The sequence below is a fragment of the Psychromonas sp. CD1 genome (assembly GCF_002239585.1).
Taxonomy (GTDB): domain Bacteria; phylum Pseudomonadota; class Gammaproteobacteria; order Enterobacterales; family Psychromonadaceae; genus Psychromonas.
In genome coordinates this window covers 257927-280241 of record NZ_NDFH01000003.1, presented here as the reverse complement: position 1 = coordinate 280241, position 22315 = coordinate 257927, and the positions used below count along the sequence as shown (strand labels likewise).

General features: G+C 36.8%; 26 protein-coding genes. 7 read left to right on the top strand and 19 right to left on the bottom strand.

Going from position 1 to position 22315, the window contains the following annotated elements; translation table 11 throughout:
- The 10 genes from mltG to yceD all read right to left on the bottom strand — a co-directional run bounded on the left by mltG (position 1) and on the right by yceD (position 8285).
- Positions 1-999, bottom strand: a complete 999-nt coding sequence (gene mltG / locus B8W84_RS02690) for an endolytic transglycosylase MltG (RefSeq protein WP_094751792.1) — start codon at positions 997-999, stop codon at positions 1-3.
- 19 nt (positions 1000-1018) lie between these two features.
- Entirely contained in the window at positions 1019-1834 is an 816-nt protein-coding gene (gene pabC / locus B8W84_RS02685) for an aminodeoxychorismate lyase (RefSeq protein ID WP_094751791.1), read from the bottom strand.
- Positions 1835-1958: 124 nt separating this feature from the next.
- Positions 1959-3200 (bottom strand): beta-ketoacyl-ACP synthase II, encoded by a 1242-nt coding sequence (fabF, locus tag B8W84_RS02680; RefSeq protein WP_094751790.1) that lies wholly within the window; start codon positions 3198-3200, stop codon positions 1959-1961.
- Positions 3201-3323: 123 nt separating this feature from the next.
- Positions 3324-3557 carry an acyl carrier protein gene (gene acpP / locus B8W84_RS02675; protein WP_094751789.1) on the bottom strand — a complete coding sequence of 78 codons (234 nt, stop codon included), beginning with the start codon at positions 3555-3557 and terminating at the stop codon, positions 3324-3326.
- A gap of 270 nt (positions 3558-3827) precedes the next feature.
- Entirely contained in the window at positions 3828-4562 is a 735-nt protein-coding gene (gene fabG, locus B8W84_RS02670) for a 3-oxoacyl-ACP reductase FabG (RefSeq protein ID WP_094751788.1), read from the bottom strand.
- Positions 4562-5506, bottom strand: a complete 945-nt coding sequence (gene fabD / locus B8W84_RS02665; RefSeq protein WP_094751787.1) for an ACP S-malonyltransferase — start codon at positions 5504-5506, stop codon at positions 4562-4564. Before fabD ends, fabG begins: the two co-directional genes overlap by 1 nt.
- 63 nt (positions 5507-5569) lie before the next feature.
- Positions 5570-6529 carry a beta-ketoacyl-ACP synthase III gene (locus tag B8W84_RS02660; protein WP_094751786.1) on the bottom strand — a complete coding sequence of 320 codons (960 nt, stop codon included), beginning with the start codon at positions 6527-6529 and terminating at the stop codon, positions 5570-5572.
- Positions 6519-7562: a phosphate acyltransferase PlsX gene (gene plsX / locus B8W84_RS02655; RefSeq protein ID WP_094751785.1), complete on the bottom strand. Its 1044-nt coding sequence runs from the start codon at positions 7560-7562 to the stop codon at positions 6519-6521. The genes B8W84_RS02660 and plsX overlap by 11 nt, the downstream gene beginning before the upstream one ends.
- A gap of 7 nt (positions 7563-7569) precedes the next feature.
- Positions 7570-7743: a 50S ribosomal protein L32 gene (gene rpmF, locus B8W84_RS02650; RefSeq protein WP_094751784.1), complete on the bottom strand. Its 174-nt coding sequence runs from the start codon at positions 7741-7743 to the stop codon at positions 7570-7572.
- Between the two features lie 17 nt (positions 7744-7760).
- Positions 7761-8285, bottom strand: coding sequence for a 23S rRNA accumulation protein YceD (yceD, locus tag B8W84_RS02645; protein WP_094751783.1), 525 nt, complete (start codon positions 8283-8285; stop codon positions 7761-7763).
- Positions 8286-8410: 125 nt separating this feature from the next.
- Between yceD and B8W84_RS02640 the strand changes: the two genes are divergently transcribed.
- Positions 8411-8989: a Maf family protein gene (locus tag B8W84_RS02640; RefSeq protein WP_180706020.1), complete on the top strand. Its 579-nt coding sequence runs from the start codon at positions 8411-8413 to the stop codon at positions 8987-8989.
- Positions 8990-9035: 46 nt separating this feature from the next.
- Here B8W84_RS02640 and uvrB read toward each other — a convergent pair whose 3' ends face one another.
- The 4 genes from uvrB to minC form a co-directional block, all read right to left on the bottom strand.
- Complete coding sequence (uvrB, locus tag B8W84_RS02635; RefSeq protein WP_094751781.1) at positions 9036-11045, bottom strand: excinuclease ABC subunit UvrB; 2010 nt, start codon at positions 11043-11045, stop codon at positions 9036-9038.
- Between the two features lie 741 nt (positions 11046-11786).
- Entirely contained in the window at positions 11787-12050 is a 264-nt protein-coding gene (minE, locus tag B8W84_RS02625; protein WP_094751779.1) for a cell division topological specificity factor MinE, read from the bottom strand.
- 1 nt (position 12051) lies between these two features.
- The gene (minD, locus tag B8W84_RS02620) at positions 12052-12864 is read right to left on the bottom strand and encodes a septum site-determining protein MinD (RefSeq protein ID WP_094751778.1); all 813 of its coding nucleotides are present in this window, start codon (positions 12862-12864) and stop codon (positions 12052-12054) included.
- Between the two features lie 12 nt (positions 12865-12876).
- Positions 12877-13602 carry a septum site-determining protein MinC gene (gene minC, locus B8W84_RS02615; RefSeq protein WP_094751777.1) on the bottom strand — a complete coding sequence of 242 codons (726 nt, stop codon included), beginning with the start codon at positions 13600-13602 and terminating at the stop codon, positions 12877-12879.
- Between the two features lie 125 nt (positions 13603-13727).
- On the opposite strand from minC, the gene B8W84_RS02610 reads away from it, so the two are divergent.
- The 4 genes from B8W84_RS02610 to arsC are packed head-to-tail and all read left to right on the top strand — an operon-like array spanning position 13728 to position 15835.
- On the top strand, positions 13728-14009 hold the full coding sequence (locus tag B8W84_RS02610) for a YcgL domain-containing protein (protein WP_094751776.1): 282 nt from the start codon (positions 13728-13730) through the stop codon (positions 14007-14009).
- A gap of 1 nt (position 14010) precedes the next feature.
- Positions 14011-15030: a lytic murein transglycosylase gene (locus B8W84_RS02605; RefSeq protein ID WP_094751775.1), complete on the top strand. Its 1020-nt coding sequence runs from the start codon at positions 14011-14013 to the stop codon at positions 15028-15030.
- 2 nt (positions 15031-15032) lie between these two features.
- Complete coding sequence (locus B8W84_RS02600) at positions 15033-15473, top strand: YcgN family cysteine cluster protein (RefSeq protein WP_094751774.1); 441 nt, start codon at positions 15033-15035, stop codon at positions 15471-15473.
- 11 nt (positions 15474-15484) lie between these two features.
- Entirely contained in the window at positions 15485-15835 is a 351-nt protein-coding gene (arsC, locus tag B8W84_RS02595; RefSeq protein WP_094751773.1) for an arsenate reductase (glutaredoxin), read from the top strand.
- A 210-nt stretch (positions 15836-16045) separates the two neighbouring features.
- Here the strand turns inward: arsC and hda are convergent, their stop codons facing one another.
- Together hda and B8W84_RS02585 are read right to left on the bottom strand one after the other, a co-directional pair.
- Positions 16046-16774: a DnaA inactivator Hda gene (hda, locus tag B8W84_RS02590; protein WP_094751772.1), complete on the bottom strand. Its 729-nt coding sequence runs from the start codon at positions 16772-16774 to the stop codon at positions 16046-16048.
- Between the two features lie 8 nt (positions 16775-16782).
- Positions 16783-17835: a DUF2066 domain-containing protein gene (locus tag B8W84_RS02585; protein WP_094751771.1), complete on the bottom strand. Its 1053-nt coding sequence runs from the start codon at positions 17833-17835 to the stop codon at positions 16783-16785.
- 99 nt (positions 17836-17934) lie between these two features.
- On the opposite strand from B8W84_RS02585, the gene purM reads away from it, so the two are divergent.
- Positions 17935-18975, top strand: a complete 1041-nt coding sequence (gene purM / locus B8W84_RS02580) for a phosphoribosylformylglycinamidine cyclo-ligase (RefSeq protein ID WP_094751770.1) — start codon at positions 17935-17937, stop codon at positions 18973-18975.
- Positions 18976-18978: 3 nt separating this feature from the next.
- Positions 18979-19632, top strand: coding sequence for a phosphoribosylglycinamide formyltransferase (purN, locus tag B8W84_RS02575; RefSeq protein ID WP_094751769.1), 654 nt, complete (start codon positions 18979-18981; stop codon positions 19630-19632).
- Between the two features lie 104 nt (positions 19633-19736).
- On the opposite strand, the gene B8W84_RS02570 is transcribed toward purN, so the two are convergent.
- The 3 genes from B8W84_RS02570 to rluB form a co-directional block, all read right to left on the bottom strand.
- Positions 19737-20174: an LrgB family protein gene (locus tag B8W84_RS02570; RefSeq protein WP_257797945.1), complete on the bottom strand. Its 438-nt coding sequence runs from the start codon at positions 20172-20174 to the stop codon at positions 19737-19739.
- 42 nt (positions 20175-20216) lie between these two features.
- Positions 20217-21047 (bottom strand): UTP--glucose-1-phosphate uridylyltransferase GalU, encoded by an 831-nt coding sequence (galU, locus tag B8W84_RS02565; protein ID WP_094751768.1) that lies wholly within the window; start codon positions 21045-21047, stop codon positions 20217-20219.
- A gap of 292 nt (positions 21048-21339) precedes the next feature.
- Positions 21340-22227, bottom strand: a complete 888-nt coding sequence (rluB, locus tag B8W84_RS02560) for a 23S rRNA pseudouridine(2605) synthase RluB (protein ID WP_094751767.1) — start codon at positions 22225-22227, stop codon at positions 21340-21342.
- Positions 22228-22315 lie beyond the last annotated feature (88 nt).

Sequence of the window (22315 nt, the reverse complement as noted above, 5' to 3'; positions counted from 1 at the left end):
TTACTTTCCTAATATATATTTCCGAACCGCACGTTCATGCTCTTTTAAGTTTTCCGAAAAGTAAGAAGTACCATCGCCTTTACTCACAAAATAAAGATACTTCGTTTCCGCCGGCTGTAAGGCTGCATATAAAGCTGCTTCACTTGGCATTGCTATCGGTGTGGGGGGGAGACCTTTAATAATATATGTATTATAAATTGTTTTTTCCTGTAAATTTTTACGATATAAATGTCCTTTATAACGATCACCCATGCCATAAATAACCGTAGGATCTGTTTGTAAACGCATACCTAAACGTAAACGATTAACAAAAACTGAAGCTATTTTATTTCTATCTGCCGAAGAACCACTCTCTTTTTCAATAATAGATGCAATGATCAAAGCATCATAAGAGTTCTTATAAGGTAAATCTTTAGCACGTGCTTTCCATAATTTCGCCAAAATCCCTTTCTGGTGAAAATATGCCTTTTTTATAATTTTATAAGCACTCGTATTAGCATTATAATGATATGTTTCAGGAAAAAGCAGACCCTCTAACTTCTCATGTGGAATATTCAAGGCTTTTATTATCTCAGTTTCCGTTTTTTGCAGAGAGAGCAAAGCGGATTGTTTTTCTAAAATAAGTAGCCAATCTTTATAAGTACTACCTTCAACAAATGTAATTTTATATTGATATTCTTTTCCTTTACTAATCACAGTAAGAATATCTAATAAATTTGAACCCTCGCGTAACTCGTAGGTACCCGACTTAATAGCCGTTAAATCTGGATAACGTTTAGCAAGTAGATGCCACCACCCTAAATGGGCAACAATCCCATCTGCAAAAAGTTGCTTACCTAAAAGTGAAAAATTACTTCCTGATTCCACCACAAAAAGTTGCGTTTTATCAATCAAAGGAATATTTAAATAATCCTTCATTTGTGCTTCTATATAGGTAAGAGTACCGAGTGTTAATATAATAACAATACTGATCGTTATATAAGTTTTCTTTAAAAACATTCTGTATGCCTCATTCGGACTAATAATCAATAAATGCTTGCAGTTGTGCACTTAATTTAAAATGCATAGAATCATAGCAATGATCTACGTAATGCGTCACAGGAACAACACCCATTAAAGCATTGCTTAAACAGAGCGCTTGGGCGCAATAAATATCGTTAATACTCACGTCTTTTTCTATAATGCAAATCCCTTTATCTTTAGCTGATTGCATTATTTGACGACGTTGAACACCTGCTACACCACAATAATCTAACCGAGGTGTCACCCAATGATTATCTAAATATAAAAATATATTAGCACTACACGCTTCAATAACATTTTCAAACTCATCACAAACAAGACCTTCTAATGCACCTTTACAATCCAATTCATGTTTGATTAATACTTGCTCTAATCTATTTAATGTTTTAAGCCCGGCTAATAATTTGTGACGGCTTAAAGGTGTTTTACATTGGATTAAACGGATACCTTGCTTTGCCCACTGTTCATAATAGGCAGGGAAAGAGGTGTTACTTACAATACGTAATACATCAGTACAATACTCAGTACTATAACCTCGCTGAGTATTGCCTCGAGTTAATATGATTTTAATGACAGATTGTTCTTTATGTTGTATCGACAGAGCAACTAAATCAACATCCGCTTTTAATGCTTGCCAATCTACACGAGGGAAAAACAGTTTTTTGGCACCTAATTGCAAACGTTGTAAATGCAACTCCCATAAAAGCAATTGTCCCTTCTGGACTTTTATCGTTGTAAACAATCCATCTGCATATGCAAGGCCACGATCTAACGCACTGATTTGCTCAGTCTTAATACCGTTAATTAACATATAATATTTTCTTTAGCGATAAAAAAACCCGATATTAAATCGGGTTTTAAAGCACCCTTTTTTATAACCGAACGCATCATTTAGAGATAAATAATCACTTTGATACGGGTCGTCGATTAAGAATTTAGATACGTTTGAAAATTAATGAACCGTTAGTGCCTCCAAATCCAAAAGAATTTGAAAGTGTATATTCAATATGTGCAGGACGCGCTTTACCATCCGTGACATAATCAAGATCACAACCTTCACTTGGATTAACGAGATTAATCGTCGGAGGTGCTAGTTGATCGCGTAGAGCAAGAATACAAAAAATAGCTTCGATAGCTCCCGCAGCACCTAATAAATGCCCCGTCATGGATTTTGTAGAGCTCACCATAAGATTTTTGGCATCTGCACCCCATATACTTTTAACCGCTTGCGTTTCAGCAATATCGCCAGCCGGTGTAGATGTTCCATGGGCATTGATGTACTGAATTTGACTTGCTTCAATATGTGCATCTTTTAATGCATTTTTCATTGAAAGTGCAGCACCTTCACCACTTTCTGGTGGTGATGTCATATGAAAAGCATCGGCACTCATACCAAAACCAACAAATTCCGCATAAATTTTAGCGCCACGTGCCACTGCATGCTCATATTCTTCTAGCACAAGTACGCCTGCTCCATCGCCTAAAACAAAACCATCACGCGATTTATCCCAAGGACGACTGGCCGTTTCAGGTGAATCATTACGCGTGGACAATGCACGAGCAGCCGCGAATCCACCCATACCTAACTCACTTGATGCTTTTTCTGCACCTCCTACTACCATCACATCCGCATCCCCATATTGGATAATACGGGCTCCCATACCAATACTATGCGTACCTGTAGTACAAGCGGTGGTGATCGCAATATTTGGTCCCTTTAGACCATGATTAATGGAAACATGCCCAGAAATCATATTAATAATTGTTGCAGGAATAAAAAATGGGCTAATTTTACGCGGACCACTTTTGTCAATATTACGCACATTAGTTTCAATTGTTGAAATACCACCAATTCCAGAGCCGATAGCAACACCAATGCGATCTGCATTATTCGCATTCACAATAAGACCCGAGTCTTCAATCGCTTGTGCGGCAGCCACTACGCCATACTGAATAAATGTATCCATTTTACGAGCATCTTTTTTACTCATATAATCTTCAACATTAAAGTTTTTGACTAGGCCCGCAAACTTACAAGCATACTTTTCTGTGTCAAAGTGCTCAATATTTGCAATACCACTTTTTCCCGCTTTAATGGCATCCCAAGATTCTTCAACTGAATTACCAACTGGTGTTAATAAACCTAAACCAGTGATCACCACTCTACGTTTTGTCACTTTACATCTCCTACAATACGATTTATCTAGATAATTATCTTATACCTAATAAAATGATTATCTAGATAAACAGAAAAGACGGTCAAAGACCGCCTTTAAAAATTAATATCGTACAAGTAACGCTTAAGCGCTTTTTTGAACGTAATCGATAGCTGATTGAACCGTTGTAATTTTCTCAGCTTCATCATCTGGGATTTCAGTATCGAACTCTTCTTCAAGAGCCATTACTAATTCAACCGTATCTAAAGAATCGGCACCTAAGTCGTCAACGAAAGATGCTGAATTAACAACTTCATCTAGTTGTACACCCAGTTGCTCTACGATGATGTTTTTTACGCGTTCTTCGATATTGCTCATTTTTATTTTCCTTTGTAATACGCTAATGCGCTAATTGCGATAGTTTATTCTATCACACTTAATATTCAAGTGTTCTATCACTAATTAGATCAATTATACTCTTATCTTAATCCGTAACAGATGCAACTCAAGTTTTTTTTTATAATAATGAAGTTTAACGCCTTTTCTCTATAAAGAAAAGCTATCTCAACATATTAGATGAGACTAATATAGGGAATATTGTCTAATTTAAACTTTTTTAACCCTCAAAACACTTTACCTATTTACCAATTAAACCATGTACATGCCACCATTTACATGGATAGTTTCACCCGTTATGTAGGCAGCCCCATCCGACGCTAAAAAAGCAACTGTTTCAGCAATTTCACTGGCATAACCTAAGCGTCCAACGGGAACATTAGCAAGCGTTGATGCGCGTTGATCATCACTTAATGCCTTAGTCATATCAGTTTCAATAAAACCTGGTGAAACAGTATTAACAGTAATACCACGGCTCGCAATCTCCCGAGCAAGTGATTTTGTAAAACCAATCACACCCGCTTTAGCCGCTGCATAATTCGCTTGCCCAGCATTACCCATAGTCCCAACGACCGAGCCAATATTAATAATACGTCCCGCACGTTTTTTCATCATAGGGCGCATCACTGCTTTACTCATTTTAAATATTGGTGTTAAATTAGTCTCAATAATATCATTCCATTCATCATCTTTCATACGCATCAATAAATTATCACGTGTAATGCCAGCATTATTCACTAAAATATCAACACCTCCATGATCTTTTTTAATTGTACTAAAAAGCGTTGCGATAGAGTCATTATCCGTCACATTTAAAACTAAACCTTTACCTGCATCACCTAAATAATCGCTGATAGCAGCCGCACCTTTTTCAGTGGTTGCAGTGCCTAATACCGTTGCACCTAACGATACGAATTTTTCTGCAATAGCACGACCTATGCCACGACTTGCTCCGGTCACTAATACCACTTTATCTTGCATTGTCATTATTCTTCTCCTTGGACTAGGCTTAATGTTTTTTCTAATGAGTTTACATCGTTAATAAATTGCGCAGTAAAACTTTTATCTATACGTCGTACTAAGCCACTTAATACTTTACCGGGCCCAGCTTCAATTTGCATGTTAATGCCTCTTTCTGCCATTTTTTTAATAATACCGGTCCAACGTACTGGGCAATATAATTGACGTACCAAAGCATCTTTAATTTTATCTGCATCGGTTTCAATCGCGACATCAACATTATTAATTACCGCTATTTTTGGTGTTTTAAATGCAATATTTTTTAATTCGATAGCCAGTTTATCCGCTGCAGGTTTCATTAAAGCACAATGTGATGGCACCGAAATTGGTAATGGCAACACCCGCTTTGCGCCTGCTTTCTTACATAAATCTCCCGCGCGCTCAACGGCGGCTTTATTACCCGCAATAACCACTTGTCCTGGTGAATTAAAATTAACCGGGGCGACAACGTCATCACCCGCCGCATCCTTACACGCCAAAGCAACTTTATCATCGTCTAGCCCAATGATGGCAGACATAGCACCCACGCCAACAGGGACAGCTTGTTGCATTAACTTTCCACGCAATTCAACTAATTTGATAGCATCTTTAAAATCCATCACTCCGGCACAAACAAGCGCAGAATACTCGCCTAAACTATGTCCAGCAATAACCTCAGGTAAGAGACCACCTTGCTCGGCCCATACTCGCCAAATAGCCACAGATGCAGCAAGCAATGCAGGCTGTGTTTTATCTGTTTGATTCAAGACTTCAACCGGACCTTGTTGCACTAACTGCCATAAATCATAACCCAGAACGTCTGTTGCTTCTTGATATGTAGCAAGAATAGATGGATACTTTGCGGCGAGTTCGCTAAGCATGCCCAAACTTTGAGATCCTTGACCTGGAAACGTAAATGTAAAGTTTGTCATAAATTTATTCCTTAAAATAAAAAACAGGAATAAATTCCTGTTTTAAAAACTTCAAAAGAGAGATCACATACGAATAAGTGCACTGCCCCATGTAAAACCACCACCAAATGCTTCTAATAAGACCAACTGACCGGGTTTGATTTTCCCCGTTCGCACACCGTGATCAAAGGCAAGTGGTACGGATGCGGCAGAAGTATTACCGTGCAACTCTAAGGTCAAAATAACTTGATCCATAGACATACCTAACTTTTTAGCCGTTGCACTGATAATGCGTTTATTCGCTTGATGTGGCACGAGCCAATCTAGCTCTTCTTTCGCAATATTATTAGCGGCTAATGTTTCGACAACAACTTGGCTTAATTTTTTGACAGCCACCTTAAAGACTTCATTACCCGCCATGCTTAAATAAGCATTTGCATCTGACTTTTCTGAATTTCGAGAAACGTTAGGGAGTTTTAATAACTCTCCAAAGCGCCCATCTGCATTGATATGGGTAGATATAATGCCTTTTTCTGTACTTGCACTAACAATCACTGCCCCGGCGCCATCACCAAATAATATAATGGTACTTCTATCTGTGGGATCGCACGTAGCAGCTAAAGTATCCGCCCCAATCACCAAAACATGGCGCGCACTACCCGATTTAATGAAATTATCCGCAATACTTAACGCATAAGTAAAACCTGCACATGCAGCTGCCACATCAAAAGCAGGTATATTATGAATCCCTAAAAAATTCTGAACTTCACACGCTGCAGATGGGAATGCATTATGATTACTTGTTGTCGCTACGATAATTAAATCTAAATCACTGGCATCTATTTGCGCAGCCTGTAAGGCTTTTAAACCCGCTTCTTTGCCCATAAAAGCAATTGTTTCATCTTTATTCGCAATACGGCGTTCTTTTATGCCCGTGCGCGTAAGGATCCACTCATCACTAGTTTCTACCATCTTTTCTAAGTCACTATTACTACGGATAGCGCTTGGTAAATAGCTACCTGTGCCTGTAATTTTACTGTTCATGTGATAAAAAATCTCGCTCTAATAAAATCGTTTCTAATTTATTCGCTATCTTAGCGGGGATCTGCCATTGAACCTCATTGATAGCTTGTTCAATCGCATAACGCCATGCAACTTCATTTGCACTACCATGGCTTTTTACAACAATACCACGCAGGCCAATTAAACTAGCACCATTATACATATCTGGATGCAAATGTTTAAAATGCTTTTTTAAAATAGGGTTAAATAATTTACCTAATAACTTACTATATAGATTAGAATTTACCGCTTCTTTTAATTGATGCGAAAAAACAACACTCATTCCTTCATAACTTTTCAAGGCTATGTTCCCGCTAAAGCCATCTGTGACGACGACATCTGCAGGCCCAGAAAAAATTTCATTCGCTTCAATAAAACCAATATAGTTAATATGCTCTGTTTGCTCTAAAATGAGCGCGGCACGCTTGATAATATCGCTACCTTTATTTTTTTCTCTTCCAACATTCAATAAAGCGACCTTAGGTTTTTTTATCTGCTCAATTTGCGCGCACAATACACTACCCATAATAGCAAAATTAACTAATGTATCGCTATCACACTGTAATGTAGCACCTAAATCTAATAAATATGTGTGCCCTCGCCCATTTCTAGGTAAACCTGTTACTAATGCAGGTCGATGGATACCTTTTAACATTTTTAAAGATTGTTTCGCTAATAGCATTAATGCACCGGTATTCCCAGCACTCACACAGGCATCCGCTTGTCCCTTTGCAACTAACTCTAAGGCCACATGCATAGAAGTATTACGTTTATGCCGTAACACATAAATAGGATCGTCAGACATGGATATCGTATGTTCAGCGTGCAAAAAAAACAAACGCTCATGCTTCAATAAATGGTGTTTTTCTAAAAGAGGAAGGAGAATGGTACGATGACCAACTAATGTTAATAAAAGTTTTGGATGAGATTGTAATGCTTTAACCGCAGCAAAAAGAGAAATATGGGGGCCGATGTCGCCCCCCATGGCATCTAGCGCAACATGAAGTTTACGCAAAACTGACTTATAGTTCGATTACTTTTTTGCCTTTATAGAAACCATCAGCAGTCATATGATGACGACGATGAGTTTCACCAGATGTTGAATCAACTGTTAATTGAGCGGGTGCACTAAGTGCATCATGAGAGCGACGCATACCACGTTTTGAACGAGTTTTACGACTTTTTTGTACTGCCATTTTAAAATTCCTACTTGTTATTTGCGCTTTAGTTGAGCTAGAGCATCAAATGGGTTGGGACGTTGTGTTTCTTCTTCTTCAATCTCACCAAAGCTAACAACAAGTTTACTTTGATTACAATCTTCTATTGCATGTTTCGCAATTTGAGGAAGACTCAATATCAGTTCATCTTCAACTATATCATGAAGATTTACCTCCCCATTTTGATCATAATAAATGGGTTCATACACGTCTGGTAAATTATTTTCCTGCTCTTCATTATGAACTGGACAATACGTAAATTCAGCTTCGCATTGATAAAGCATAGGTTCATTGCACCGTTGACAAAGAAGCTCTACTGCAACACTTACTTTCCCATGAAATATTCTCAACTTTTGTCGATCAATATCAAATGAAAATTCCGTGTTGATATCAGATTGAATACTGATTGTTGATTCTACTAAACGTTTCATTAAAGATTTTGGCAATAGAGATTCTAAATGCAAACCTTTTTGAGCCGCTTTAACAGGATCAACGCTAATCGGTAGTTTAACCTTTTGCATAAGGCGAATAATATAGATTGGTAAGTCGATAGTCAAAGAAAAAGAAGTAATTTTATCAATTAGATTAGTATTATTTTTTTTTTACCCATAATATAATAATACTAATCCCTAACGAGTACCTAATTATGCATCAAATTGTTTTAGCTTCCACTTCTCCTTTTCGTAAACAATTATTTGAAAAATTACATTGCCCTTTCGTCTGCGCAAAGCCCAATATTAATGAAAGTCCATTAGATAATGAAACTGCAGAGCACCTAGTACACAGATTATCCATTGAAAAAGCAAAAGAATGTGCCAAAAATTTTAAAAATGCATTAATTATTGGCTCAGATCAGGTGTGTGTTAATAATGGGAAAATTTTAGGTAAGCCGGGTAACTTTGAAAATGCATTTCAACAATTAAAAGCGGCCAGCACAAAGAAAATTACCTTTTATACCGGCCTCACACTGCTCAATACACAAACACAAAAAACACAATCTTTAGTCGAGACCTTTATTGTCCACTTTCGCGAATTAAGCGATGAGATGATAAAAAATTATTTACACAAAGAGCAACCTTACCAATGTGCAGGTAGCTTTAAAAGTGAAGGCTATGGGATAACTCTTTTTCAACGGTTAGAAGGTAGAGATCCCAATACTTTGATTGGCCTACCACTAATATCTCTCATTACGATGCTAGAAAATGAAGGCGTGAAAATTCTTTGATTTTATCTTTTCACAAATAAAAATTAAATATTTGCATATAAGCGCACTATGATATTGAAATCAACAACATTTGTAACTCACTGACCTCATCTCGTAATTGCGCGGCTTTTTCAAACTCCAACGCTTTAGCATAAGCAAACATCTGCTTTTCTAATCGAACAATTTTCTGTAAAAGGGTCTTTTCATTAATGCGCTCCAACGTTTCTTTTTTCTCTGAAAATCGGTCGTTATTACGCGATTTTTTAGGCACTCGTTTACCTAATTGTAATATATCATCCACGCCTTTATTTAAACCTTGCGGTATTATTTTGTTCGCGATATTAAATTGATGTTGTAAAGCACGTCTTTTAGTGGTGACATCTATCGCTTTTTGCATAGAATTAGTCACTTTATCCGCATATAATATAGCCTTGCCTTTTAAATGCCGAGCGGCTCTGCCCATCGTTTGAATTAACGACCTTTCAGAGCGCAAAAAACCTTCTTTATCAGCATCTAAAATCGCCACTAAGGAGACCTCAGGAATATCTAAGCCTTCACGCAATAAATTAATACCAATCAATACATCAAAAATTCCCAAACGCAGATCTCGAATAATTTCAACGCGCTCAACAGTATCCACATCCGAATGCAAATAACGTACTTTTACACCATGCTCGGTTAAGTAATCAGTTAAATCTTCTGCCATACGCTTTGTTAGCGTGGTCACTAAAACGCGCTCATGTAATGGAACACGTAAATTAATTTCTGACAGTAAATCATCCACCTGAGTATGCACGTCCCGCACTTCAATGACAGGATCTAATAATCCTGTTGGACGGATAACTTGACGTACAATATCACCTTGTGATTTTTCAATTTCATAGTCTGCAGGCGTTGCCGAAACATAAATGGTTTGTGGCGCAAGTTGCTCAAATTCACTAAATTTTAAAGGACGATTATCAAGTGCAGAGGGCAAACGAAAGCCATAATTCACTAAATTTTCTTTACGGCTACGATCACCTTTATACATCGCACCAATTTGTGGCACGGTAACATGGCTTTCATCAATAATAAGCAAACTCTGAGCGGGTAAATAATCAAAAAGTGTAGGGGGAGCAGCCCCTTGTTCTCGTCCCGATAAATAACGTGAATAATTTTCAATGCCCGAGCAGTATCCCAATTCATTCATCATTTCAATATCAAATAAGGTGCGCTCTGATATACGCTGCTCTTCAATTAATTTATGCTCTTTTAAAAAATATTTTTTACGCTCTTTTAACTCTTCTTTTATACTCTCAATCGCTTTTATAATCTGCTTTCGAGGTGTCACATAGTGTGTTTTAGGGTATATCGTAATACGGGCTAATTTATCTAACGTTTGCCCCGTTAAAGGATCAAACACGCTAATATTTTCAACTTCGTCATCAAACAGCTCAATACGTATTGCTTCTATTTCAGAATCGGCAGGAAAAATATCAATAACTTCACCTCGAACACGAAAGGATCCCCGGTTTAGTTCACTTTCATTACGAGAATATTGCAAATCAACTAAACGCTGTAAAATTTCTCTACTAGAGATAAATTCTCCCACCGACAGATGTAACATCATTTTCAAATAAGCTTGTGGATCGCCCAAACCATAAATAGCTGAGACAGATGCCACTAACACAACATCTTTACGTTCTAGTAATGCTTTGGTAGCAGAGAGACGCATCTGTTCTATATGCGCATTAATTGCAGCATCCTTTTCAATAAAAGAATCGGTACTCGGAACATAAGCTTCTGGTTGATAATAATCATAGTAAGACACAAAATACTCTACCGCGTTATGTGGAAAAAAGGCTTTCATTTCACCATAGAGTTGAGCTGCTAATGTTTTATTGGGAGCTAAAATTAATGTAGGACGATTTAATTGAGCAATCGTGTTCGCTAATGTAAAGGTTTTACCTGAGCCAGTGACACCTAATAACGTTTGAAAAGCAACTCCCGCTTCAACTCCAGAAACTAACGCTTTAATCGCTTGAGGCTGATCACCGGCTGGTGAAAATTTAGCTTTTAATTGGAACTTTTTTTGCATATAAACTCCAGAATGTTTTATAAAAAAGTAATCTATCCATATTTTTATATTCAAGTATTAAAAATAAGTTATTTATTTCTTTGCTACGTACAATAATACGACAATAACCTAATTCAGAGATACAACATTTAATACTCTTTACATGTACAATAACAAACTCTATTGCTCTATTTATCCTTTTAAAGTAAATATACATCGGATAATTCGGAACAATATTATTTCCAAAAAAGAGCAAAGATATTTTTAGAAGAGCATTATTCTCAATAGATACGATTTAAGTAATATCTCAATGAGATATTACTTAACAGCCATCCTAATAAAAAATATTCGGAATATCTTCTGCTTATAAACCACAACAAAAACAAATGAATTTGTTACCTTACCTGAGTTCTGGATAAGAAAAAATCAACTAACTTTAAATCAGGATGATGAGAGTCAAATTTATTTAAAAATCATAAAGTTAAATCATACAGTATTGTTAGCATTGTATAGTTCAAGATAAATAAGCGTAGCAATCTCAGGCTAATTTTTAACGCAGAAACAAGAAAAAACAGTGACTTTGTATCGATTTACTTATCCTGAGTTGCACTACTCGTTTGAAATTAAACAATTAAATTACAATTTAATCGGAGTTATTATCCCAAATTCAGGTTACCTTGCTTTGACACTCATTTAGTATCGAGACTTCTGCTCATTAATAAAAAAGATGAACAATTTAATTTCCGTCTATAACTCAGTTAACTAATGATTCTTAGGCATTGAAATGTTAACTTCTAACACAGAAATATCATCACCTTTATTGCTAAATTCACATTTTACATCTTCCGATGAAATATCCATATATTTACGAATAACATCAACAATTTCCTTTTGTAAAGCAGGTAAATAATCAGGAGAAATTGAGTTGGAATGCTCGTGAGCAACTATAATTTGCAAACGGTCTTTTGCTTTTCTAGCACTACTTTTTTTAGGCTTTTCTTGTCGAAAATAACTGAGCAATCCCATATTAAGCTCCAAATAAACGGCTTAAAAAGCCTTTTTTTGTATAAGTAACAAAACGCAATTCTCGCTCTTTACCTAACAATCGATCCACTGCATCTTGGTAAGCTTTACCAGCATCACAGCTTTGATTTAAAATAACCGGCTCACCTAAATTAGATGCATTAAGTACATCTTGAGATTCAGGAATCACACCTAATAAATCTATGCCTAAGATATCATTAATATCTTCAATACTTAGCATTTCTTCTTTTTCTACACGTTCCGGACAATACCGCGTAATAAGTAAGTGTACTTTAACTGGGCTTAGCTCCAACTCTGAACGGCGAGATTTACTGGATAACATTCCTGTAATACGATCGGAATCACGCACAGAAGAAACTTCAGGATTAGTCGTAACAATAGCCTCATCCGCAAAATAAAGAGCCATCATAGCGCCTTGTTCAATCCCCGCTGGTGAATCACAAATAATATATTCAAAACCATCCGCTTTTAGCGCCTGAATTACTTTTTCAACCCCTTCTTTATTTAATGCATCTTTATTGCGCGTTTGTGAAGCAGGTAATATAAATAGGTTTTCCGTACGTTTATCTTTGACCAATGCTTGTTGTAAATTAGACTCTCCATTAATAACATTAATTAAATCATAAACAACTCGACGCTCACAGCCCATAATCAAATCTAAATTACGTAAACCAATATCAAAATCTATGATCACTGTTTTGGCTCCCGACATTGCAAGCCCCGTTCCTATTGCTGCACTACTCGTGGTTTTACCTACGCCACCTTTTCCCGAGGTGACGACAATTACCTTTGCCATTATTATTCCTTACTAATTAACTTTATTTAAACTGGCCAATACAAGTTGTTCGTCTTGCATCGAGACAACACAACTTTTCCCTGAAAATTCAATTGGTAGAGCATCACTTAATTTATACACACCAGCAATAGATACTAGTTCAGGAGTGAATATTTGACAAAAAATAGATACTGTTTTTTCCCCCATCGCTCCGGCTAAGGCCTTACCTCGTAAAGCACCATATATATGAATATTACCATCCGCAATTACTTCTGCCCCTGCACCAACATCACCATTGATAACCAGATCACACTCTTTTGCATAAATTTGTTGCCCAGAGCGTACTCGTCCATGATGTATTATAGTTTTGACTTCACCATTGAATGGCTCCGACTCATCTGTATACATGCTCAATTTTGTGTTTTTTACTTCATCTCGCTGTGTTCTTTCTTTTTTCTTAAGAGAATGTATAGTGTTTCTTAATATAGCCACGCCTTGCTCTTGAGCCTGCCGTTTTTGTGTTTCACTCAATTCACCTGATATCCCAATTAAAATAAATTGTTGCGCTGAAACTACTTTTTTTAATTCTAAAAAATCAATCTCTAAACTATTATTATCTAGCGCTACGACTACGGGAGCATAGCTAAAAAATTCAGGCGCCATTATGCGTTTTTTATTCAATTCATTGGCTAAATCAATCAGATCTGCACATTTAACATTGACCACCAATAACGCGAAATTTAATGATTTTAATGCCATAACTATCCTATTTTTAACCTATTATTGAAGTGACTTAAAAATCAGTGAGTTTCTATAAAAATTAAACTTGAATACATGTTATAGTTTGCACTCTAATTAGGCAAGTAAAGGGTTACATTCGTATTATGTTATGTGCAGTATACAAAAGCTTTAGAAAATCACAAACTTATATTTTTGTATCAAAAAGAGATGATTTCACTGATATTCCAAAGACTTTACTCGAAATGTTTGGCCCGCCTCAATTAATTTCAATGATGAATTTAAAAAAAGGCCGCCAACTCGCAAGGATTAATGCAGATAATATTATCCATGCAATACAAACACATGGCTATTATTTGCAACTGCCTCCGCCTCCCATTGACCATTTGAAACAACACAAAGAATGGATTGACCTAAAAGGAACGTAACATGGCATTAATGCACAAAAAAAACCTTCGCTGCATACTTAATATCTTCGTCACCGCTATTTTAGCCAATAATATTGCCTATGCAGAAAAGTTACCCTTTAATGACTATATTAACAACTTAAAAAGTGAAGCTATCACAAAAGGTTTCAGCTCGGATATGGTTAATAATGCCTTTGAAAATGTTAAATTTTTACAACGTAGTGTCAGTTCCGACAAACAACAACCTCAGTTTAAATTAACACTCGACGACTATTTAAAACGTGCAGTACCCGAATGGAAAGTAGAACGTGCACGCAAAGCTTATCATGACAATTACAATCTACTCCATGATGTAGGCCAAAAATACGGCGTACAACCACGTTTTATTGTCGCACTATGGGGCATTGAAAGTAATTTTGGCCGATTAACGGGTAAATATAACGTCATTTCCTCACTAAGCACCATGGCTTATGAAGGTCGTCGTGAAGCTTTATTTAAAAAACAATTGTTTGCTGCTCTATCTATTTTAGATGCTGGCTATATTGATAAAAAAGCATTCCTCGGCTCATGGGCTGGCGCAATGGGCCAAATACAATTTATGCCAACGTCTTACCTTAATTATGCCGTGGACTATGATGGCGATGGGAAAAAAGATATTTGGTCAAATCTTGGTGATGTCTTTGCATCCGCCGCCAATTATTTAAAAACAGAAGGTTGGGACGACTCTGAAACATGGGGACGACAAGTCACACTGCCGAAAAACTTTGATAACAAACTGCTCGGTTTAAAAATCAAGAAAAGTTTACAACAATGGCAAGATGTAGGTATTCGTCGTTTTGAAGGAGGCGTATTACCTAAAGTAGATATACAAGCTTCGATCATTAAACCTGATGAAAACGGAAGTCGTGTTCTTCTTGTTTATAACAATTACGAAGTGCTGATGCATTGGAATCGATCTTATTATTTTGCTAGTGCGGTAAGTTATCTTGCAGAACGCATTAATCATCCACGCATTAATCCCCCAACAACGAGTAATAATTAGTAATGAGCCATTTTTGGAAAGAAAAAACCTTAGCACAAATGACTAAAGAAGAATGGGAATCTCTTTGTGATGGTTGCGGAAAATGTTGTTTACATAAAATCATTGATGATGCAACCGAAGAGCTGCATTTTACTAATGTAGCTTGTAAACTACTACACACAAAATCATGCCAATGCCGTCACTACGAGCAACGCTTTAAATACGTTAAAAGCTGTGTCAAAGTTTCTCTAGATGATATTGAACAATTTCACTGGTTACCCAAAAACTGTGCTTACCTCCTTTTGATTAAAGGCCAACCATTACCACACTGGCACCCGTTGCTCACAGGCAATCAATCCGCCATGCATAAAGGTGGATTTTCTATTCGAGGTAAAACGGTCTCCGAAACAGAAATTAACATTCATTACTTAGATGAGTATATCGCCACATGGCCTGCACTATAAAAGGAGTTAAAATGACTGATATCACTATTTTCCACAATCCGCATTGCACCAAAAGTCGTGCTACATTATCCCTAATTAACATCCAAAAAAATAATGTTACGGTCATTGAATATTTAAAATCTCCCCCTACAAAAAAACAATTACAGCAAATTATAGGTTTACTTGGCTATAACTCTGCACATCAATTAATTCGTACTAAAGAAGATATTTACAAAGCGCTGGCATTAACACCTACTATGGATGAAAACACATTGCTTAATGCAATGCTCAACAACCCAATGTTGATTGAACGGCCCATTGTGCTGGCAAATAATAAAGCACGTATTGGACGTCCGCCGGAATCGGTATTAGAAATCATTTAACAGATCAAACAAAATAAGAATAATTAATTTAAATAATAACAAACCCATTGTTTGTTATTATTTAAGAGACTATTAAAATTTTAGATAGTTTTATCTCTTCTTAAATGTGCTATAGCGACTTTAAAGTAACCTTTCTCTTATTACTCAAAAATACTAAACAGAGCTTTAATGCTCGCACAGGTCAAAAATAACACCCCTTATAGAAATTTGTTATAAATCCAGCACTTCTTTTACAAAAGGGATCGTTAATTTCCGTTTTGCTTCTAATGATGCATTATCTAAACGATCAAGAGTATCTAATAGCGTATCCATCTCTCGAGAGAGTCTATTTAATAAAAAACGTCCCACATCAACAGGTAGTTTCATCCCTTTTAATTGCGCGCGCAATTGCAACGCCCCTAATTTTTCTTCATCGTTGAGAGACTCCAAATGATAACAGGCTCCCCATTCAAAACGTGAAACAAGATCTTTTAATTGAATTCCAAGTTGTTTAGGTAAATGCATTGCGCTCAGCACCAAACTTGCCCCGACCGAACGATTATCTTTATTATCTAACCAGCGATTATAAAAATTAAACAGTGCTTTTTCCCATTCAATATTCCCCGCTATCGCATCTATGTTATCAATACAGACTAACGTAACAGATTCCATATTTTCAAAAATATCTAAACTCATACTTTGATAATGGTGCAATGGAATATATGAAACACTTTCACCTCTTTCATCCACCTCACTACATAGAGCATGTAATAAGTGAGACCGACCACTACCCGCATCGCCCCACATATAAAGAACAGATTCTCCTAAACCAACCGCACTATTTTTTAACTGCGTCAATAAACTTGCATTTTGTCCCGGATAAAAACTAGCAAAAGTTTCATCATCCGGGAATTTTAATGCAAGTAATGGATATTGAAAACGTAATTCATCTTGAGGCATAACTCTCCTTACTGCCAATTAAAGGAAAAAGGTTCACTTTCTGATGACACTGCCCGCAAATGTGGCTGTATTTCGAAAGCATTTGCAAAACTTTGTAATCCTCCTTTAATATTAACGTTAATATTAACTACATTTTGATCTACATTTAAAATCTGATAAGAAGCAACAGATTCCATTTTAGATAGTAGCTGATGTAATTGGGTCATACGCGTTAACGAGTCAATGCCATTTATATGAATGATTTGAGAAAACTTCCCACCCGTTTGTTCTAAAATGGCGTATTGATGCGCATAATAATCACTTATAGCATCTAGCATCTGTTCGATTACTTGTGATTTTTCCCCGCGTTGCATACCAGAGAGTAAAACTTGATTCTGTGTAGTGTTAGTCAGTAATTGCCAAGATAATTCCCATTGCTGCGCATTAATTTGTAACAACTCGGCGCTCACAAAATTAGCCACATGGTAACGTTTAGATGCACTGGTCAATACTCTATAAAAACGTCCTGAAATATCAGTAACCGATACGGCCAAACTATCATCTAAATCCATTAAGGGGAATTGCAACGGGATACCTCGTGCAAATTGTTGCTGCACGATAGATTCCGACAACACTTTATCTGCGCGACGTTGCAAATAACTATCTGACACGATATCACGCCCAAGTTGATCACTTTTAACTAGCCAAATCAATGTGGTTGGTCGTGTTTCTCCCCAAATTGGTTGTTGTAAATCGTGAAGCGCTTTATTAATTTTTTGTGCATCAAAGCTTGCTATAAAATAAGTATGTACAGCCCCTTTTTGATACGAAAACTGTTCAATGAATGAATTTATTTCATTTAATGAAAGTTGACTTCCAGGCAAATGATTCACTTCCTTATTGCCAGAAACTTTTACAAATACTTGCTTAAAAGCTAACATTTTTAACGCGGACTCTTTTTTTCCTGATTGAGCAACTATTTTACCTTGATAAGGATCCATAGATTGTAATGCAATAGTTGACCCACAAAAAGTCACTATCATCAATATAAAAAATAATTGTTTTACTGAGAATGACGTCATTCTGCCCCCTATAAGATAATAGACTGTTAAAATGCGTTTAGTTTTACAACTCAAATAAAAGCGATAAGCGCTTTTCACTTAATTTTGCGAGGATTGCAAGTGAGCAACGAAAAAACCTCTTTAAGCTATAAAGACGCGGGTGTAGATATTGACGCCGGTACAGCATTAGTTGAACGAATTAAAGGTGTGGCAAAACGAACTAAACGCCCAGAAGTAATGGGTGGTCTCGGTGGGTTTGGAGCTTTATGCCAAATTCCAGCCGGTTATAAAGAACCTTTGTTAGTAGCAGGGACTGACGGTGTAGGTACTAAACTACGTTTAGCTATTGACCTTAAAAAACACGATAGTGTCGGTATTGATTTAGTCGCTATGTGTGTCAATGATTTAATTGTACAAGGTGCAGAGCCTCTTTTCTTCCTCGATTATTATGCTACGGGAAAATTAGATGTAGATGTTGCAGCATCCGTGATTACAGGGATTGGTGAAGGTTGTTTACAATCTAATTGTTCTTTAATTGGCGGTGAAACAGCAGAAATGCCGGGTATGTACGCGAAAGATGATTATGACATTGCAGGGTTTTGTGTCGGTATTGTTGAAAAGTCTGAAGTTATAGATGGTACTAAAGTCACTAGTGGCGATGCGCTTATCGCTGTTGCATCAAGCGGACCACACTCTAACGGTTACTCTCTTATCCGCAAAATTTTAGAAGTGTCTAATGCAGATACTGATGCTCCTTTTGGGAATTCAACATTAGGTGATACATTATTAACCCCAACTAAAATTTATGTAAAATCAACACTAAAATTAATTAAAAACTGCTCAGTACATGCCATATCACATATTACTGGTGGCGGATTCTGGGAAAACATTCCTCGCGTACTACCCCAGGGAAATAAAGCCGTTATTGATGGTGCAAGCTGGCAATGGCCAGAAATATTTACTTGGTTACAAAAAAATGGCAACGTCACTGAAAATGAGATGTATCGCACATTTAACTGTGGTGTTGGACTTGTCATTGTAGTGCCAGATAGTGAAAAACAAAAAGCCATCGATATATTAAACGAGCACGGTGAAAAGGCTTGGTTATTAGGCTACATTGCAGATGCTACAGATGATAGTGCACAAGTTGAGATAAAATAAACTATGCAAACAAAAAAAATCATCGTACTTATCTCTGGTGACGGTAGTAATTTACAAGCTTTAATTGAAAAACTACACCTCCCAAAAGAAAATATCGGGGCTTCTGAAATTGTATTGGTGATTAGTAATAATGCCGACGCTTATGGCTTAACTCGAGCAAAAGATGCACAGATTAAACACCTTGTTATCAGTAGTGATACAGATATCTCTCCGTTAGAGTACGATGCGTTATTGACGGTTCAAATTGAAAAATTGCAACCAGATCTTATATTATTAGCAGGGTTTATGCGCATACTCGGCAAACCCTTTGTGCGCCAATATGGACATAAAATGCTTAATATTCATCCCTCCTTACTACCAAAGTATCAAGGTATTAATACGCATCAACGAGCGATTGATAATGCGGAAAAGGAACATGGGGCAAGCGTTCATTTTGTTACCCCTGAAATTGATAATGGTCCGGTTGTATTACAAGCAAAAGTACCCATCTTTGACGATGATAATGTGGCAGAATTAAGTGCTAGAGTACACACACAAGAGCATTTAATTTATCCATTGAGTGCACAATGGTTTTTATCAGGCCGTTTAAAGCTAAATGCGGGTAACGCAGAGCTCGATGGGAAATGTTTAGCGAAGGATGGTTATGCACCGGATTAAGTTTAATACTTTACCGTTAATATAAGCTTATTACTTTTTAGGTAATGATGAAATCCGATGAAAAATTCAATGTGTCGCACTAGCGACTGAAATCCGCGAGCTCTTTAAACAATCAAAAAATGAAATAAAATCGGCATCAATATGGCGGTTAAAATCGCACAAACAATTAATGCTAACGATGAGAATGCTCCGATTTCTTGATCGTTTTCTAATGCTTTTGCCGTGCCTAAAACATGTGATGCACAGCCGATAGCAAGCCCCACCGCCTGTTTATTTTTTACTCCTACTAGCTTAAGCAAACTAAAACCAAATGTTGCACCAAGTAAACCGACAAAAACGACAATGGCTGCCGTTAATGAAACAATACCATGTAAACTTTGACTCACTTGCACCGCGATAGGTGTAGTAATAGATTGAGGCGCAAGTGTGCCGGATAATTCGGCGCCACTGCCTAATAAAGGCAACAGATAAAAAGCAAAAATAAAGCCGATAAAAACTGCCATTAAGCAACTTAATAGACCCCACGGATAATCATTGTCTATAGTTTCAGTAATATTTTCTCTTTTTTTAAAGGTGATCTTAATTTATTCCTGATATACGTTTTCATAAACATAATTTGTCGCCTCAATAAATCCGGGGATACTCCCACAATCAAAACGCTTCCCTTTAAACTTATAAGCTAAAACACGACCCTTTTTAGCTTGTTCTAATAATGCATCTGTAATTTGAATCTCACCCGCTTTTCCTGGCTGCGTGTTTTTTAATATTTCAAAAATATCCGGTGTTAATATATAGCGTCCAATAATAGCCATGTTACTAGGGGCTGTTCCTGGCTCTGGTTTTTCTACCATATTTTCTACACGGTATAAGTTATCATCGATTCTTGTTCCTTGAACAATTCCATATTTATGCGTCTCATTTTCAGGAACTGATTCTACAGCCACAATTGAGCATTTATACTTATCGTATAACGCTACCATTTGAGATAAAACGCCTTGTTCTGCACCATCTTTGACACATAAATCATCGGCAAGAACTACCGCAAAAGCCTCATCTCCAATTAATTTTTCTCCCGTTAAAATTGCATGGCCCAGACCTTTCATTTCACGTTGACGAATGAAAGTAAAACTCGCTTTGTCCATGATCAAGCGAATATCTTTTAATTTCTTTTCTTTTACCGTGCCACTTATTTGATGCTCAAGTTCATAATTAATATCAAAATGATCCATTAATGAGTGTTTACCACGTCCTGTGACAATACAGATGTCGCTCATTCCCGCCTCGAGAGCCTCATCAACACCAAATTCAATCAAAGGTTTATTCACTATCGGCATCATCTCTTTAGGCATAGATTTAGTCGCAGGTAAAAAACGAGTGCCATATCCAGCGGCGGGAAATAAACATTTTTTGATCATAAGTTTTTACTCAAAGTTAATGGGATCTACTGGTGAATTTAACATTTATTTATAAAACAAGAAATGAAAATGATATTGTTTATGTACTTATATTTAACATTTATTTATAAAACAAGAAATGAAAATGATATTGTTTATGTACTTATATGCTTTTGATCATAAATATCATTTAATATTCCAAAAATCACAAAAAAATCGTGGTATTAAAAAATCTCTTTGTTTTTAATGCAAAAAAAGCAAAGCCAAGGGCTTTGCTTTTTTTCTAATACATCAAACAATTTTACTCGTTTTTTTAATGGCGAGTTCGTGCCGTGCTACGGCGGCGTCCTCCCGCTTTACGATGTTGATTATGTTTTTTTACCGCGCGTCGAATACGCGCTTGGGCATTTTTCGTTTTATTATCATCTACACGTACTTTTGTCTCGGTCTCTTTTGGTAAATCTACCAGTTTTCTAAAATAATTCACTTCTTTTAAATTTAATTCGACCCAACCACCTTGTGGAAGCTGTTTATCTAAGTGCAGATGTCCATAACGTACACGCATTAAACGGCTTACTTGTACACCTTGGCTTTCCCATAAACGCCGTACTTCACGTGTACGACCTTCTGTTAAAACAACATGATACCAGCGATTAATACCTTCTCCGCCTGCATCTTTTCCTGACTCTTTAATAGATAAAAACTTAGCTTCGCCATCTTCTAATTTCACACCCATACGGAGTCGATTAAGCATTGCTTCATCAACTTCACCAAATATACGCACCGCATATTCACGTTCAACTTCGTGGCTCGGATGCATCATACGGTTTGCAAATTCACCATCGGTCGTAAATAATAATAATCCCGAGGTGTTAATATCTAGACGCCCAATAGAGATCCAACGCGCCCCATTTAAACGAGGTAAACGCTCAAATACCGTTTTCCGCCCTTCTTCATCGCTACGCGTACACACTTCACCTTCTGGTTTGTTATAGGATAATATCCGACAAACTGTCGCTTCCTGCGTAATATATTTCACCGAGTGCCCATCAACCCGTAAAATTTGCCCTTCGGTAACTCGCGTACCTAGACCAACAACTTGTCCGTCCACGCTAACACGTCCCTCTTGGATAACCGTCTCCATTTTTCGACGAGATCCAAGACCCGATCGTGCTAATACTTTTTGTAACTTTTCACTCATAATTATCTCCTTGGGTAATTCTCATTATGCCAACAGATACTCGCTCATATAGCTTGTATCATTGTTTGTTTGGAATACTAATCACTTA

Coding starts and splice junctions, on each gene's coding strand:
- minD (WP_094751778.1), bottom strand. CDS start 12,864: ATGGCAAAGGTAATTGTCGTCACCTCGGGAAAAGGTGGCGTAGGTAAA.
- B8W84_RS02610 (WP_094751776.1), top strand. CDS start 13,728: ATGTTATGTGCAGTATACAAAAGCTTTAGAAAATCACAAACTTATATT.
- hda (WP_094751772.1), bottom strand. CDS start 16,774: ATGCCTCAAGATGAATTACGTTTTCAATATCCATTACTTGCATTAAAA.
- fabG (WP_094751788.1), bottom strand. CDS start 4,562: ATGACAATGCAAGATAAAGTGGTATTAGTGACCGGAGCAAGTCGTGGC.
- fabD (WP_094751787.1), bottom strand. CDS start 5,506: ATGACAAACTTTACATTTACGTTTCCAGGTCAAGGATCTCAAAGTTTG.
- minC (WP_094751777.1), bottom strand. CDS start 13,602: ATGGCATTAAAATCATTAAATTTCGCGTTATTGGTGGTCAATGTTAAA.
- uvrB (WP_094751781.1), bottom strand. CDS start 11,045: ATGCAAAAAAAGTTCCAATTAAAAGCTAAATTTTCACCAGCCGGTGAT.
- rluB (WP_094751767.1), bottom strand. CDS start 22,227: ATGAGTGAAAAGTTACAAAAAGTATTAGCACGATCGGGTCTTGGATCT.
- acpP (WP_094751789.1), bottom strand. CDS start 3,557: ATGAGCAATATCGAAGAACGCGTAAAAAACATCATCGTAGAGCAACTG.
- B8W84_RS02660 (WP_094751786.1), bottom strand. CDS start 6,529: ATGAACAGTAAAATTACAGGCACAGGTAGCTATTTACCAAGCGCTATC.
- galU (WP_094751768.1), bottom strand. CDS start 21,047: ATGATCAAAAAATGTTTATTTCCCGCCGCTGGATATGGCACTCGTTTT.
- pabC (WP_094751791.1), bottom strand. CDS start 1,834: ATGTTAATTAACGGTATTAAGACTGAGCAAATCAGTGCGTTAGATCGT.
- yceD (WP_094751783.1), bottom strand. CDS start 8,285: ATGCAAAAGGTTAAACTACCGATTAGCGTTGATCCTGTTAAAGCGGCT.
- B8W84_RS02600 (WP_094751774.1), top strand. CDS start 15,033: ATGAGCCATTTTTGGAAAGAAAAAACCTTAGCACAAATGACTAAAGAA.
- minE (WP_094751779.1), bottom strand. CDS start 12,050: ATGGGATTGCTCAGTTATTTTCGACAAGAAAAGCCTAAAAAAAGTAGT.
- B8W84_RS02640 (WP_180706020.1), top strand. CDS start 8,411: ATGCATCAAATTGTTTTAGCTTCCACTTCTCCTTTTCGTAAACAATTA.
- B8W84_RS02605 (WP_094751775.1), top strand. CDS start 14,011: ATGGCATTAATGCACAAAAAAAACCTTCGCTGCATACTTAATATCTTC.
- arsC (WP_094751773.1), top strand. CDS start 15,485: ATGACTGATATCACTATTTTCCACAATCCGCATTGCACCAAAAGTCGT.
- B8W84_RS02585 (WP_094751771.1), bottom strand. CDS start 17,835: ATGACGTCATTCTCAGTAAAACAATTATTTTTTATATTGATGATAGTG.
- mltG (WP_094751792.1), bottom strand. CDS start 999: ATGTTTTTAAAGAAAACTTATATAACGATCAGTATTGTTATTATATTA.
- purN (WP_094751769.1), top strand. CDS start 18,979: ATGCAAACAAAAAAAATCATCGTACTTATCTCTGGTGACGGTAGTAAT.
- rpmF (WP_094751784.1), bottom strand. CDS start 7,743: ATGGCAGTACAAAAAAGTCGTAAAACTCGTTCAAAACGTGGTATGCGT.